This window comes from Paraburkholderia sp. (assembly GCF_028283785.1).
Lineage (GTDB): Bacteria > Pseudomonadota > Gammaproteobacteria > Burkholderiales > Burkholderiaceae > Paraburkholderia.
Genome location: NZ_JAPWKB010000014.1, coordinates 58569 through 74232, shown reverse-complemented (window position 1 = coordinate 74232; position 15664 = coordinate 58569). Strand labels below are relative to the sequence as shown.

Below are 15664 nucleotides of genomic sequence, written 5' to 3'. Positions count from 1 at the left end.
CCATGAGTCTTCCCCTTATTCTTTCGCTGGTCTTTTTCGGCAGCATTTTCGTCGCGTGGATGATTGCCCGCACCGCGCGATCCACGCTCAAAACCCGCTCAATGCAAATGGCGGGTGAAATCGAGTCGTCGTTGGCCGATGCGTTTGTGTTCGTCAATCGACAAAAGACGGTCGCATGGAGCATGTTCGCGATGCTCGCGCTACCGGTCATTGCGTTTCTGATCAGCCACAGCCTTCTGATCGCAATCGCAACCATACCGCTCGCGCTAATGTTGCCGAAGAAGTTTCTCGCGCGAATGCGCGCGAAGCGCATCGAGATGCTGGAAAAACAGTTACCCGATGCATTGCTGATGATGGCAGGCGCATTGCGCGCCGGTGTGAGTTTTCCGATTGCACTCGAGAGCACGGTTCATGAGTCTGCCGCGCCCATTTCTCAGGAACTCGAACTGCTGATGCGGGAAATTCGATTGGGCATCGATCTCGACATTGCCATGCGCAATGCCGAAAAGCGCATTCCGGTTCCCGATTTCATGATGGCGACGGCGGCCATTACGATTGCGCGCGAAGTTGGCGGAAATCTGGCCGAAGCATTGGAATCAGTCGCCGATACGCTGCGTGCAAAGCTGCAAATGGAAGGGAAAATCAAGGCGCTGACTTCGCAAGGGCGCATGCAAGGCATCGTCATGACAGGACTTCCGTTACTCGTGATGGTGGCACTGCGCTTCCTCGAACCCAAAGCAATGGCGCCTCTCTTTAGCGAACCTGTCGGCTGGGCGACGCTAGGCGTTATCGCCGTCATGGAATTTCTCGGCTACAAGTCGATTTCCAAGATCACTAACATCGACGTGTAACTCATGCTTCTGTTTATCGCCTTTCTTGTCAGTGTCGGCTTTGTCGTGTTCCTGTTCCTTGCGTTGAGGTCGCTTAACGGATTGACTTCGGCCGTTTCCGACGAAGACCGCACCTATCTCGATCCGTTGCCTAAACCGCTTCGTCTGTTGTGGCCGGTCGTCAATTTCGTGGATCACCACTTTGGCGACAGCTTTAGCGCGAAACTCGTAGCGAACACCGAAGCGCGATTACGCGTGACGTCTCTGCTATTTCTGATGACTGCGCGCCAGTTCGTTGCCTTGTCGATTATCTCGACGTTGCTCGCGGCCCTCACGGCACTCGGCTCCATGCTTGCCCTCGGTATGTTTTCGCTGTGGATCCTGATCGGCGCGGCTGTGCTTGGTTACTACTATCCGCGCATCTGGACGCGCAGCGTTCGGCTTCGTCATGTCGCGCAGATTCAGCGGCATTTACCGATCTATCTCGACTTCCTGACGCTTGGCGTAGAAGCGGGACTGAATATCAACGGAGCGATTCAAAAGGCCGTCGAAAAAGGCCCTGAAGGTCCACTGCGCCGTGAATTCGAACACGTACTGCGTGACCTGAAATCCGGGCTGAACCGGACTGAATCGCTGCGTCGTTTCGACGAGCGGCAAAAAATCAAGGAGATCACGAATATGATCGGCGCGATTATTCAGGCCGAACGAATGGGATCAGGACTCGCGAAGTCTCTGCGTTTTCAATCCGAACAACGCCGCACCGAGCGTTTCCAGCGCGCCGAAAAACAGGCGATGGAAGCACCGGTGAAACTCGTTTTCCCGCTCTTGGTCTTCATTTTCCCGATCACTTTTATCGTGCTGGGATTTCCCATCGTGATGAAATTCATGCAGGAAGGTTTGCTGTGAAGTTCGCGAATCTGATCGTCCAGGATTGCGACACCGGCATCAAGGTCTCGATAACCGAGACGGCCCGAGAAAGAATGCGTGGCCTGCTCGGGCGCGACCGCCTGTTATCGAGCGAAGCGCTGTTGCTGCGACCTTGCCGTTCGATACATACATTCGGGATGCGCTTCGCCATCGACGTCATTTTTCTCGATCGGCACAACCGTATTGTTGCGATTCACCACGACATCTCGAAACGACGAATGCTGCTTAGCCTAAGGGCGACGCAAACGCTGGAAATGACAGCGGGAAGCGCGCGTCAACTTCGCATGGTAGTCGGCGAGCAACTCGTTCTTGAATCCCTATTGTGATCTATCCACCCATCACATCGCAGCCCGCGCATCGTCGACGTAATGCGTCGAATAGTCTGCCTCGCAAACGCCGTCAATCGGGTCAGTCCATGACCGAGTTTCTGATTATTGCGCCGCTATTGCTGTTCTTCTGCTTTGGGACGATCCAGCTCGTGTTGCTCTACCAGGCAAAATCGACACTGGATGTCGCCGCTCTGGAAGCGGCGCGGGAAGGCGCCGTCAACAATGGATCGATGATGGCGATGCAAGCGGGTCTCGCGCGCGGCCTGGCGCCACTGTATGCACGCCAGGCGACGACGGAAGGCGTACTCGCAGCACAGTCGAAAGCGGCGGCAGATCTTGTCGGCGGGAGCAGGATCAGCGTGATCAGTCCGACGGCGGCGATGATGTCGGACTTCGCTCAACCCCGTTATTACCCGGAAGACGCCGGGTACAAAGTCGAGATTCCAAACGATACGTTGACATATCGAAGCATCGGCTTGGGCGCCACGTCGAAGGTCAATATTCAGGACGCGAATCTGTTGAAAATTCGCGTCCACTATTGCTACAACATGTACGTGCCGCTGATTAACAAGGTGATCTACTATGCGACCAACATCATCGGAAATATTGGCACCGGCGGGATTCTAACGAGTGAGCCGGGGAATGAAATCGAGTTTCCGTATGGCGAGCCCAAAAATCCAGATTACTTGTGCAAGGTTCCGCTGAAAGACGGGATCGATGCCGACCGCTGGCCGTTACCGTTGGAATCCGAAGCGATAGTACGGATGCAGTCTCCGTATCGGGGGCAACCGGCTAGCGTCTCAACGAATGCAACCGGTGCGCGGTGATGGCGATGCGACGATCGTCGTTACGAAAACAGAAACGATATGCGTTAGTTCCGGTTGCGTTCGCATCAATTTTCTATTGCACGACCGATGCGCATGCGGGCGTTATGCAGACTTCCCATGGTCGCGTCGAACCGCATGTGACGATGATGATCGGCGGTGGAGTCGCTGAAGAAGACTCGAACGTGACGGAGACTGTCGCCAAAAACGCGGCGCTTGAAGACCCGGAAAGATTATCCGTCGTGATTCAGCCGGGCACTCTGCAATCCACCGCGTATCGACCCGCATCAGACTCGGTGACCTCACGGGTATTGGCGTTGGCGCCGCTCGTCAGCGAAGCCGCTGGCGCTGTCGAACTCGACGGCGCGTTGCTCATGGCGATGATCGACGTCGAGTCGGGCGGGAATGCGCAAGCAGTGTCACCTAAGGGCGCTAAAGGGTTGATGCAGTTGATGCCGGAAACAGGCGCACGCAATGGCGCGTCGGACCTTTTCGATCCGCGACAGAACATCGCGGCCGGCGCACGATACTTGCGGCGATTATTTCAGCAATTCGGGAGTCTGAAACTTGCGCTTGCCGCCTATAACGCTGGCGAAGGCGCGGTGCAGAAATATGGCGGCCAGGTGCCGCCCTACGCAGAAACGATGAACTACGTACCGCTCGTGATTGCACGGTATGCGCACTACCGGCATGCAACGTCGACGGCGAATGCAGCATCTACCATTCGAGACACGTCAAACGGCGGGAAAGGACGCTTTCTTTTAGTCAAGCAAGATGCGCGTGTTGCGGATTGACTGGCGACTTCACTCAGCCGTGTCGGCAGAATCGAGCAGTGCTCGAAGCGAGCGGTTAAGACGCTCGAGTGAATGTGTGATGGCCGGAAGCATCGCGCGCGCACGTCGAATATCACCGTCGCGAATTGCCGCTTCGAACGTCGAAGCCAGTGCGATCAGCGTTGCACAATCGAGCATGCGCAGAGAGCCCGTAATTCGATGCACAGCCGCTGCAGCCACATCCCATGACGATGTTCGAAAGGCGTCGTGCAGTTCGCTGAGCGTTGCCGAGTCGGTCTTGATAAGCAGTTGGATAAAGTGCTGCGCGATGGCTCGATCGCCATAAGCGAGTTCTTGAATCTTTGCGAGAAGAGTATGTTGCTCGGAATGCAGTGTTACTACAGAGACCGTTTTGACAGATTCAAGCTCAGGTGCCGCTGTCAAAAATGATGCTTCGTCGTCCACGGAAAAATGGGTCGATGCTGACATTATTGGGTCGATGAAATACGGCAACGGCGCGCGCAATCGATCAGTTCGACCAGCGATTTAACGCCCAACTTCAGCATGATTCTGGCCTTGTGACTACTTACGGTTTTGTTGCTGATAAATAGCGATTCCCCAATTGCCTTATTCGACAAGCCCTTCGCCAGCATCTGCAAGATCACCAGTTCCTTATCCGACAGAAGCTTAAGCCGGTCCTCTTCGCTGGCGCCTGGCGCACCCAATCCAGAACTTCCGCCGCTCACGGTCATCGGAAAAACCGAGTAACCGGCCAATACCGCTTCAACACTGCGCAAGATCTCCTTGATCTCCTGCGATTTTCCCACGAACCCTTGAGCGCCCGCACGCATCGCGCGTTGCCCGAACGTCACCGGATCGTGCCCGGACAATACTAGTACACGTATGGCCGGATGCGCCAGCTTCAAACGCGGAATAACGTCGAGGCCGTTGATGCGTGGAATATCGAGGTCGAGGATAGCAAGATCCGGCATGCGTTGGCGTGCCAGTTCCACTGCCACCTGGCCATTATCGGCTTCGACGATATCCGTCACACCGATCATTTGCGAAAGCTGCGTTTTCATCACCAGACGCATCGCCGGATGATCGTCGACAATCAAGATTGTAGTCATTTGAATTTCCTTACTGGGTTACTCACCGGCGCGTTTCATTGCATCGCATTTCATTCGATGCATGAACGCCCCGGAGTACATCATGACGCGAGCGAATTACTCGCCGTCGCGTAAAAACTCGATCTCGACACGCCGGTTCGGCGCAAGACATTGCACGAGCGCTTCGCGTTGAGTCTGTTTGCAGTCGACGACTGGTTTCGTGTTGCCGTTGCCTCGCGTTGTCATCGGCACGCTGACGCCGCGACTTCGCAAATAATCACGAACGGTCTGCGCACGTTGAAGCGAGAGCTTCTGGTTGTATGCGTCGCGACCTAAACGATCGGAGTAGCCGACGATGTTCAGCGCGCGAATGGCCCGATTGTTTTGCAGCCCCGTCGCGACCGCATCGAGTTGCGCTTTACCGAGTGGCAACATCGCGGCTTCATTGCTGCCGTTGAATCTGAAAGCCGAATCGGCTCTCAACGTGACTTTTTGCGCTTCAGTTGGCGTGACCTGAGCAGGTCGCTGCGCCGCGCACTGCAACGCGGCCTGCGCGGATTGCTGCAGACTGCGCTGAATGCCCGGCAGTGCTTTTACCGCCGCCGAAAAATTGCGCGTCCAGGCTTCGTGACCGGCAGACATCAAACCGACCTCGGCACACGCCAGCGGCTGCTGTGCGTCCGGACAGTTGACGACAGCCGGATCCGCCTTGATGACGTTGACGATATTCCACAAGTCCGGACGCACGGTCGATACGGTGCGCAGTTCCGGATTCGCGGCAGACAGCGGTGTGCCCGCTTCGAGACTCGTCGCGATCAGCGCGGCCTGGCCTATCGCCTCTTCGACGAAACCCCATTGATCACGCGCGTTCCACGCCTGCAAACCCGCATCGACCCAACATTGCGCCTTCGCGTGGAAGTAGCGCTGCTTGTCGTCAGGTAACGCATCGACGCGTTGTTGCAAGGTCCGAAGCGCATCCTGCCGACCGGCGATCGACGCGTACGTGCTGACCCACTGCGCGGAGACCGCGCCGGCGGCTTCGGTTTGTGGCGTGCCCACGCCTCGTTGCAGGACCGTGGAATCCTGGATGCCCAACCGGTCACGTGCGTCCTGTCCCGCACAACCGGCCAGGATCAATGCGCACGCAAGCGCCGTCAATGTGTGTCCAATCATGGTCTATGCACAAACTCTTCATTCTTTCCGAGTCACTGAGCATAGGGACACGCGTGGTCGTCTGGAATGGGAAAATTCCCAGAGTTCTGTCGTCCGTGAGACGCGGTGGACGACGGATCACATTGTTTCGACTTCGGAGACGCAACGGCTTGCGGCTCACGCAGCTATCGTCGATGGTGGTACGGCGTATGGAAGGGAGACTGGACGTCGTCATGCGACCGAGCGCCACGATGTGGCACAGCGGTCGCACATTGTCCCGAAAGTACAGAGATTACTTCAGGCCGAAATCGACCCGCGTGGTCGCGCCTTTGTCCTTGATGCCGTCGGCGTCGAGTTTCGGTGCGACGACGAACACGCGGCTGCTGTCGATCTTGTCGTCGAAATATGCCTGCACGCTTTGCGCGCGTTGCTGCGCGAGCGTGCGCAAGCTGCCGTCGTCGATGGGTGCGTGTTCGGCAAGCGCGGCTTTCATGTCGTCGTCGGGCAAGGATTTGGTCAATCCGACCACGTTGCGCGGCTTCTTGAAATCGGACGCCTTGTACGCCTTCGTCAAATACTTGTCGTACTCCGCCGAACTCACGGCAACGTCGGATACATCCACGCTCTCGCCGTTGCCGACCACGTCCTTGACCTTCTGCTGACGCACGAGCCGATCGACATACGCCGTGCGCAGCGCCGGTTCGTCGATCTTCGGATCGACACGTCCGATCAGATCGATGCGGATCGACGGCTTGTCGGTCAGCGCCTTCGCGATCTTGTCGAGTTTGCCGGTCGAAGCGTCCGTCAGCTTCGACGATCCCGGCTCGAACTCGACATACCCAAGCTCCTCGCTATTTCCGCCGAACGCATTCGCGAGCAACGAGAACGGCGCCGTCACCGCTTTCTGCAACAGATTCAGCACCGCATGCCAGATCAGGCCGCCAATGCTGAACTCCGGATTCGACAACGAACCCGACACCGGAATATTCACGTCGATCTCGCCGCGCGAATTCTTCAGCAACGAAATGGCTAAACGCACGGGCAATTTCGTTGCAGTGTCGTTATCGACGTGATCGCCGAAAGTCAGTTGATCGATAAACAGATGGTTGTTTGCGGTCAGTTGATCGTTTGCAAGCTGGTAGTGCAGATCGACGTTCAGCTTGCCCTTCGTGATCGGATAACCCGCGTACTTCGCGGAGTACGGCGTCAGATTGGTCAACTCGATATCGTGCGCGCTCGCGGTCAGATCGAGCGCCGGTTTTGCAATTAGCGGATTGACCGAACCGCGGATCGAAATCGGGCCGTTCGCGGCGAGTTTCGCCGCGACATCGACCGGCGCGGATACGGTAGATTGCGTGCCGAACGCGCCGATCGTCCCTTGAATGCCGACCAGATTCGCCGTGAAATTCGGCTTGATGAAGTTGTCGGTGTACGTGACACGACCTTGCTGCAACACAAGTTGACCAAAATGCGCGCGAACCGGGCTTTGCGGCGCCTGAGCGGCCGTCACGGTCGGCGATGGAGCCGATGCCGCCGGCGGTGCAGATGCCACCACCGGCGCGGATGCGACGGCCGGCGACAGCGGCACCGGTTCCGACGCGCCGGCCTTGTCGCGCGTCAACGATTTCGCCTCGCCGGATTGATGCGCGACCACGTCGGTCAGATTCAGCTTGCCTTGCGCGTTCAGCAACACGCGACCGTAAAACTTTGTGAACGTCACGCGGCTCGCATCGACATCGGTGCCGCCGCGCTCGTCGTAACTGGCCTTAAGACCGGACAACGCAAGCGAACTCCAGCCGGCAAATGGATCGGACGTGGCCTTGTCGATCATCCGTACGTCGACGAGCGCCGCATCGCCGCGATACGTCGCTTTCATCGCCTCCGCCGACGTCACCGCGCGCGCGTTCCGGCCGCCTCGCGCAGTGCCGCCCGACGCGCCTTCACCGCCTTGGCTGAACGCCAGTTCGCCATTCGCGTTGAGCAACGCGCTCGCGATCGTCGCGTTCAGCTTGCTGCCGAAATACGGCTCGAACGCGGCCGCGTCGAGCCGGTTCGCATCCACCTTGAGCGCCAGTTTCAGCGGCGCCACGGTGACGTCGCCGGTCACGCCCAGCGTGCCTTTACGATTCAGCGTGGCCTTGAGATCGACTGGCAGAGGACGGCTGAGGTCGTCGGTGATTTGCTGCACTTTCAGGTTCAGCGGCGTCACGGCCAGCTTGACCGGTTGCGGCGTCGAGTTGTCCGTGAAGTTCGCGGTTGCATCGGTCAACTCCAATGCGCCGATCTTGTAATGCCATGCCGGACCCTCGGCCTCGGCCTTTTTGGCCGCGTGAATCGCGGTACGCTGCGTTTCCGACTGATGCGGCCCGGCCAGCGCCGCGAGATCGATCGAACCGTCCTTGCGACGTTCGACGTTGATGCCCAGTCCAGTTGCCGCCACCGAATCGATCTCGGCCTGCCGCGCCGCCACATCGACCTGTTTGACGACGACGCGACCTTGCGCCAGCGAAATCGCCGCATCGTTCGAACCGGGCGCGAGCACTTTCAGCGTGTCCAGATTCAACTCGCTTTCGCCGACCTTGATCGCGGCCGGCGCATTGGCCCAGTTTGCACCGACGTTGACCGTCGCCGTCAACGCGCCGCTGGCGATCCGCGCGGCCGTGACACTGTCGAGATACGGTTGCAGCAGCGGCAACGACAAGGTCTTGATGTTCAGCTTCGCGCTCGCGGTTTTCGCGGCGAGGCCAACCGAACCGGCGGCGTCGAGCGAGCCGGGCGAATCGGCGAAGGCCATATTCAGCGTGTACAGCGCGGGCGTAGTCGCGAGCGTCGAGAAATCGACCAGCGTCGCGCCGATCCCGTTCAGTCCAAGCGTGACCGGCTTTGCGTTCGCGGCGTCGGCGAACCGGACCGTGCCGTCGTTGATGGCGAAACGCTTGATCGACAGATCGAGCGGCGGTGCCGCTTTGGCGTCGGCCGCGGCCGACGAAGCGGCCGAGCCAGCCGAAGCCGCCGAAGCCTTCGCCGCACCACCGGACGCCGCGCCTTCCGCGGGCGCGAACATCCGCTCGACGCTGAACACGCCCGACTTGTCGCGCGACACCTGGACGGCGGGTGCATCGATCGCGATCGAATCGAAGCGATACACGCTCTTCAGCGGTTCCAGCGACGCCGCCGCGACATGCACGCCGCGCGCCGCGAAGAACGCCGCCTTCTGCGTATCGCGCACGTCGAGACCGTTCACGTCCACGGTGCCCGCCACGCGCAATGAAGGCGCATCGCCCGACATCACGAAGTTCAGTTTTAGATCGGTGGACAGCTTGCCGGTCTCGACGATGACCGGCAACTTCGTCGGCACGTACGACAGCACCTTGGGCATGTCGAGCCCGTCGAAACGCAACGACACTTCCGATTCACGCGACGCCGCAAACGGTTTGGTTTTGCCGTCGATCGCGAGCGGGCTGCCGTCGATCCGCGCGCGCAACAAAGGCTCGACGAAGATGTCGGTTTTCGACGGCAAGGTTGCGATAAATGGAATGCCGAGCTTCCATTCGTCGATCACGTGGGTTGCATTGAGCAATCTGTCGTCGAACGTGATGGTGCCGTTTTCGACGCGAATGTTCGACACGGAAAACAGCGTCGGCTTGCTGTCAGGTTTCGATGGCTTCGAGAATTTCTCGATCAGATCGCTGAAGTTGAAACGCTGCGCGTCATAGCGAATCACGTGAAAGCGCGGCGAATCGATCTGCACTTCGTCGACGATCGGCGCACCGCGAAACAGCGACGCCCACGACGGCCGCACGATCAACCGTTCGATATCGACGAACGGCCCCGCGCCGCCCCGCTCGCCGATGTGCACGCGATCGGCTTCGAGCTTCAGCGAATAAGGATTCAACGCGATCCGGCCAATCGTGGACGGCCGGTCGAGCTGCTGGCTGAGTTGCTGTTCTGCAATATGACGGATCAGCGGCGGTGCGGCAAAGAAGCCGAGCAGTCCGAACACAACGAGGAAGATCAGCACGCCGATCAGGATGCGCCGGGTACGGCGTGCCTGCGCGAGATTGCGCGCGGCCTGGAGCGAAGATGCGAGAGTCGATCGGTTCAGCGTTGCCATGCCGTAACGTCAGTGATGCGGCGCAGCCCGCACGCCGCGATAACGAAGTCGCCCGAACAGCGCGAGCGGCCAGTATAAATCGTACGGCGTTCTAAACGCGATGGAAACGTAGGCGGCGTGCGCTTCACGACGTCATTGCGACGTCATGGGTACGTCACGAAGGCACGGCAAATGCGCCGCAAGATACGGCGCGGCACGCCGGCAGTACGGCGGTGTCCGGCAGGCCCGGTCGGCGACGCGATGCCGCGTCGCCGACCGGGCGTTCAAGCCTCGCCTGACCTTACTCGCGAACCACCGCCGGCGGTTGCCACGTGCCTTCCGTGGCTTGCGGCTTCGGCGCATAGATGCGCAATTCGAGCTGCATATCGCCACGCGGCGCGGGCAGCCAGTTCGCCGCACGCGGACGGGTCGGCGCGATGGTGATGTCGAGCGAACCATCGCGATTACGACGCGCGCCGCTACGATCGCCGATCGACAGCCGCGACGGTGCGCTTTCACCGAGCGCGCCCTCTTTCGTGTAAGCGGTGATCGACCAGAAGCCACGCACCGGCGGCAGGCCGTTCGGCTCGAAATGAATCGTGTAGCGGTTCGAACCGTTCAGCGGATGACCGTCGCTGTCCTGGGTGACGATCGCCCGCACTTCGTCCTCGCGCGTGCCGATGCCGGGTTCCGCATACGACGCGTATGCGCGCAACGCGTAATCCGGCCCATAGCTGCCGACGCCGTCGCCGAACCAGCTCCAGCCGTTGCCCGTCAGCAGATTGGACGGCGGCATCGCGACGCGTTCGTGTCCCGCGGCGAGTCCGGACGCGATCGCCGCGCTGGCACCGCCCGGCAGCGCCGCGGCTTCGCCGGGCGTCACGCCGATATCCGCGAGGATTTTCATTGCGTGCTGGTCGGCCGTTGTGGGCGGATTGTCTTCGAGCGCCTTCGCGAGACGGTTGAAGAACGCGCGCGCATCGAGTGCGGCGACCTGCGCGGCCGGCGTGGCATCGCTCGGCGTATCGACGCCGTTGCGGGCGGGCGTTCCCGGCGACGTCCCGCTGTCGATGAAATCGCTCAGCGGTTCGACGTTGATCTTGCCTTGCAGCTTGCGCACGGCCGCCATGTCCCGGCCGCCGGCGGTTTGAATGCGGGCGACGAACCACAGGTTGCGGGTCGCGACGTCCACCCGCTTGACGCCCGACGGCAGCTTGCCTTTCCAGCCCGGTCCGACGAAGGCAATCGTTTGCGACTTGATGCCCGTCACGCGCGAGCCGGTCTGCGTGCTGGTGGACGACCAGACCACGTTGGTCCACATATCGAGCACGCGGGCGTCGATATAGCGGCCATGCGAATCCGGCAACGTGACGATGACGGGTTCCGCGCCGACGTCGAGCCAGCCGGTCGTATCGATCGTATCGACGCTGGCGCGCGGCGGACGTGCAGTGCCGACCGGCGGCAACGCTTGCGCGTCGCGCAACGCATTGACGGGCGCCTGGCCGGGCGCATCGCCGACCGCGCTGGTGCGCGCGACGTCCATCAGAACCAGCGGATAACCGAATACGTAGGAATCGGCGACTTCATCGGCGACCCAGCCGGTCGGGACCGGCTTGGCGACCGGCGGGGCCGCACAGCCTGCCAGCACGGCAAGGCTGACGGCACTCAGAATGCCTGCGACGGGCCTGGCGGCCGCAGGAATAGAAAACAGTTCTCGGCGAATTTTTATCATTCTTTCAGGTAGCGGAACGTGCGGTCCATGAAATGCGTCGGCGGATGGAGAACCCCTTGCTGACGGCCTCCCAAGCCCGTCAGCGTCACGGAGATCCCTTCCCGGCAACAACGCGTTGTAACGTATCCTAAGCGGGCAGGCAAGCGCCAATACGGGAATAATCTCTTGCCTCTATAAACAAAATCGGCGACAAAGCGAACGATTGCGCAAACCGGCGAAATCCGGCCGTCCATCGCAGGATGCACCGACCGTCGCAGCCTCCCGATACTGCGCCGGCCGGCTGCAGTTGCACAGCGCGTTCCCGAACCTTGCGACACGGCTCGATCGATCGGAAACACGCTTTCGACGGCCTTTCATCCGGTGCCGCGCGACGTCGTCGCCTTCCCCCTTGCACCGCCTGGCGGTCCCTATGTCTTCGGAGCGTTACATGTACATGCCCGCCCATTTCGCAGAAAACCGTCCCGACGTGCTGCACCGCCTGATTGCGGACGAGCCGTTCGGCGCACTCGTGACGCTGGGTCCGAACGGTCTCGACGCGAATCATCTGCCGTTCGAATTCGACGCCGCGCAAGGCGAACACGGCACGCTGCGCGCGCACGTCGCGCGGGCGAATCCGGTCTGGCAGGAAGCGGCGAACCAGCCCGACGCGCTGGTGATCTTTCAGGGACCGGCGGCTTACATTTCACCGAGCTGGTATCCGGGCAAGCAGGAAACGCATCGGCAGGTACCGACTTACAACTATATGGTCGTGCATGCGCATGGCCGGATCGTGGTCCATGACGACGAAAAGTTCGTACGCGGTCTGGTCGCGCGTCTGACACGCAAGATGGAAGCGAGCGAAGCGCAACCGTGGAAAATGGGCGACGCCCCAGCCGATTTCATCGAGCAGATGGTCGGCGCGATCGTCGGGATCGAGATCGAGGTCACGCGGATGGTCGGCAAATGGAAGCTCGGCCAGAACAAGGCATCGGCGGACCGGCTCGGCGCCGCCAACACGCTGCTCGCACGCGACACCGACGAACAGACCGCCGTCGGCCAGGCCATGCTCGACGCGCCGCCCGCACTCTAAACACGCCGTCATCGACCTACGCGGACGGCCTCGATGCGCCGTCCCGTGCACGCAAACGGGTTTTCCAGGATGATTCCTTGACCTTCCCACAATGGGAACGTCGATACTGGATTCATTGACGCAGCCTTGCGCCGCCCGACCCGTTTGCAAAATGACCGATCTGTCCACGCCACAACGCCCCGCTGCCGCACCCGCCGAACTCGAAATCAGCGGGATGACCTGCGCGTCGTGCGCGCTGCGCGTCGAAAAGGCGCTGGCGAAAGTGCCCGGCGTCACCCGCGCCTCGGTGAATCTCGCCACTGAAAAAGCCAGCGTCGATATCGACGCCGATCAGCACGTCGATACCGACACGCTGGTCGCCGCCGTCACGAAGGCCGGATACGAAGCGACGCCGGTCATCGTACCGCACGCGTCGACGCCCGCCGCCGAAACCAGCACCGATCTCGCGATCGGCGGCATGACCTGCGCGGCCTGCGCGGGCCGCGTCGAGAAAGCGCTGGCGAAAGTGCCCGGCGTGAGCGGCGCCTCCGTCAATCTCGCGACGGAAACGGCGACGGTCCGCATCGCCGGTGCCGGCGTCGCGACGACCGACGCGCTGGTCGCCGCACTAGTCGCCGCCGTCGCGAAAGCCGGTTACGAAGCGACGCCGCGGGTCCGCGACGACGCGCCGCAAGCGGCCGCATCCGCATCCGCCGCCGCCGACAAGCTGCGCAACCAGACCCGCAGCGAACTGATCGCCGTGCTGGTCTGCGCGTTGTTGACGCTGCCGCTGGTCGCGCCGATGGTCGGCGCATGGTTCGGCGCGTCCGCACAGGCAGGCAATCACGGCATGATCGCGATGCCGCCGCCGTGGCTGCAACTCGTGCTCGCCAGCATCGTGCAGTTCGGCTTCGGCGCGCGTTTCTACCGCGCCGCGTATCGCGCGGTCCGCGCGGGCGCGGGCAATATGGATCTGCTGGTCGCACTCGGGACGTCGGCGGCGTATGGCATCAGCGTCTATGAACTGATCGCGCATCCGGGCGAAAGCGCGCATCTGTACTTCGAAGCGTCGGCGGTCGTGATTACGCTGGTGCGCTTCGGCAAATGGCTCGAAGCCCGCGCGCGCCGTCAGACCACCGACGCGATCCGCGCGCTGAACGCGCTGCGCCCCGATCGCGCGCGGGTGCGGACCGGCGGCGTCGAGCGGGACGTGCCGCTGGCGAGCGTACAGGTCGGGATGATCGTCGCGGTATGGCCGGGCGAACGGCTTCCGGTCGATGGCACCGTGCTCGAAGGCCGCACGCATATCGACGAATCGCTGATTACCGGCGAAAGCCTGCCCGTGCCGAAACAGCCGGGCGAGCGCGTCACTGCCGGTTCGATCAACGGCGAAGGCGCGATTGCCGTGACCGCCACGGCCGTCGGCGCGGAAACGACGCTCGCGCGGATCGTGCGTCTGGTCGAATCGGCGCAGGCGGAAAAAGCGCCGATCCAGCGTCTGGTCGATCGTGTCAGCGAAATCTTCGTCCCGGCGATCCTCGGCATCGCATTGCTGACGCTGATCGGCTGGCTGATCGCGGGCGCGGGCGGCGAAACCGCGCTGGTCAATGCAGTCGCGGTGCTGGTGATCGCCTGTCCGTGCGCGCTCGGACTCGCCACACCGGCCGCCGTGATGGCCGGAACCGGCGTGGCCGCGCGTCAAGGCGTGTTGATCAAGGACGCGATCGCGCTCGAAACCGCGCATCGGATCGAGATCGTCGCATTCGACAAAACCGGCACGTTGACGCTCGGTCAGCCTTCGGTGACCGCGTTCGACGCCGTCGGCATTGCGCGCGACGACGCGCTCGCGCTCGCCGCCGCCGTTCAGCGGCACAGCGATCACCCGCTCGCGCGCGCAGTCGTCAACGCTTACGACGCCGCCGTCGCCGGCACGCCACGCGCCGCGCTCGACGCCGACGCTGCGCAAACCGTCGCCGGACGCGGCGTGCGGGCACGCGTCGCCGGAAAAACGCTGGCAATCGGCAGCGGACGATGGCTCGACGAACTCGGCGCCGTGACGCCGCCCGAACTGGCGGTACGCGCGCGCGAACTGGAAAGCGAAGGCAACACCGTGTCGTGGCTGATCGACCTCGGCGCAAGCGCGAACGACACGCAACGAGCGTCCACGGTCGCGGCTCCGACAACGGCGCGCCAGCACAACGCCACCGTTCTCGCGCTGATCGCGTTCGGCGACACGTTGAAGCCGACCGCACGCGCCGCCGTCGAACGGCTGACGCAGATGGGCGTCACCAGCGTTCTCGTCACCGGCGACAACCACGGCAGCGCCGCCAGCGTCGCGCGTGCGCTCGGCATTCGCGAGTTCCATGCGGGCGTGTTGCCCGACGACAAGGCGCGCGTGATCCGCGATCTGAAAATCCGCACGGCGGGGATCGTCGCGATGGCCGGCGACGGCATCAACGACGCGCCCGCGCTCGCCGCCGCCGACCTCGGCATCGCGATGGCGACCGGCACCGACGTCGCGATGCACGCCGCCGGCATCACGCTGATGCGCGGCGACCCGGCGCTCGTCGCCGACGCGATCGACATCTCGCGCCGCACCTGGAACAAGATCCGGCAGAACCTGTTCTGGGCGTTCGTCTACAACCTGATCGGCATTCCGCTCGCGGCGCTCGGTCTGCTCAACCCGATGCTCGCCGGTGCCGCGATGGCGTTTTCGAGCGTCAGCGTGGTGGCGAACGCGCTGCTGCTGCGCACGTGGCGTGCGCGCCATTGAAGCGCGCGCTTTTAGTATGACGATTGCTTAGGGTAAATACTTAGATTAAGCGTTCAAATTGCTCAAGAAGTTCT

Annotated in this window: 12 protein-coding genes; 7 read left to right on the top strand and 5 right to left on the bottom strand. The window is 61.7% G+C overall.

Features of this window, described 5'->3' with window-relative positions; genetic code table 11:
• Positions 1-2 precede the first annotated feature (2 nt).
• The 5 genes from PW947_RS16365 to PW947_RS16345 all read left to right on the top strand — a co-directional run bounded on the left by PW947_RS16365 (position 3) and on the right by PW947_RS16345 (position 3704).
• Positions 3-851, top strand: coding sequence for a type II secretion system F family protein (locus PW947_RS16365; RefSeq protein WP_299633396.1), 849 nt, complete (start codon positions 3-5; stop codon positions 849-851).
• Between the two features lie 3 nt (positions 852-854).
• Positions 855-1736: a type II secretion system F family protein gene (locus PW947_RS16360; protein WP_299633395.1), complete on the top strand. Its 882-nt coding sequence runs from the start codon at positions 855-857 to the stop codon at positions 1734-1736.
• The gene (locus PW947_RS16355) at positions 1733-2083 is read left to right on the top strand and encodes a DUF192 domain-containing protein (RefSeq protein ID WP_299633394.1); all 351 of its coding nucleotides are present in this window, start codon (positions 1733-1735) and stop codon (positions 2081-2083) included. The genes PW947_RS16360 and PW947_RS16355 overlap by 4 nt, the downstream gene beginning before the upstream one ends.
• 89 nt (positions 2084-2172) lie before the next feature.
• Positions 2173-2913 (top strand): TadE/TadG family type IV pilus assembly protein, encoded by a 741-nt coding sequence (locus tag PW947_RS16350; protein ID WP_299633393.1) that lies wholly within the window; start codon positions 2173-2175, stop codon positions 2911-2913.
• Positions 2913-3704, top strand: coding sequence for a lytic transglycosylase domain-containing protein (locus tag PW947_RS16345; RefSeq protein WP_299633392.1), 792 nt, complete (start codon positions 2913-2915; stop codon positions 3702-3704). The genes PW947_RS16350 and PW947_RS16345 overlap by 1 nt, the downstream gene beginning before the upstream one ends.
• A gap of 9 nt (positions 3705-3713) precedes the next feature.
• Here PW947_RS16345 and PW947_RS16340 read toward each other — a convergent pair whose 3' ends face one another.
• The 5 genes from PW947_RS16340 to PW947_RS16320 form a co-directional block, all read right to left on the bottom strand.
• A complete protein-coding gene (locus PW947_RS16340) occupies positions 3714-4172 on the bottom strand; it encodes an Hpt domain-containing protein (protein ID WP_299633391.1) in 459 nt (152 codons plus the stop codon).
• Complete coding sequence (locus tag PW947_RS16335) at positions 4172-4813, bottom strand: response regulator transcription factor (protein ID WP_299633390.1); 642 nt, start codon at positions 4811-4813, stop codon at positions 4172-4174. Before PW947_RS16335 ends, PW947_RS16340 begins: the two co-directional genes overlap by 1 nt.
• A gap of 96 nt (positions 4814-4909) precedes the next feature.
• Positions 4910-5965 carry an OmpA family protein gene (locus PW947_RS16330; protein WP_366146126.1) on the bottom strand — a complete coding sequence of 352 codons (1056 nt, stop codon included), beginning with the start codon at positions 5963-5965 and terminating at the stop codon, positions 4910-4912.
• A gap of 271 nt (positions 5966-6236) precedes the next feature.
• Positions 6237-10058, bottom strand: coding sequence for a DUF748 domain-containing protein (locus PW947_RS16325; protein WP_299633389.1), 3822 nt, complete (start codon positions 10056-10058; stop codon positions 6237-6239).
• A gap of 280 nt (positions 10059-10338) precedes the next feature.
• On the bottom strand, positions 10339-11769 hold the full coding sequence (locus PW947_RS16320; RefSeq protein WP_299633388.1) for a DUF1254 domain-containing protein: 1431 nt from the start codon (positions 11767-11769) through the stop codon (positions 10339-10341).
• Positions 11770-12196: 427 nt separating this feature from the next.
• Here PW947_RS16320 and PW947_RS16315 point away from each other — a divergent pair, with 427 nt between their 5' ends.
• Together PW947_RS16315 and PW947_RS16310 are read left to right on the top strand one after the other, a co-directional pair.
• The gene (locus tag PW947_RS16315) at positions 12197-12838 is read left to right on the top strand and encodes an FMN-binding negative transcriptional regulator (RefSeq protein WP_299633387.1); all 642 of its coding nucleotides are present in this window, start codon (positions 12197-12199) and stop codon (positions 12836-12838) included.
• Between the two features lie 151 nt (positions 12839-12989).
• Positions 12990-15590: a heavy metal translocating P-type ATPase gene (locus PW947_RS16310; protein ID WP_299633386.1), complete on the top strand. Its 2601-nt coding sequence runs from the start codon at positions 12990-12992 to the stop codon at positions 15588-15590.
• Positions 15591-15664 lie beyond the last annotated feature (74 nt).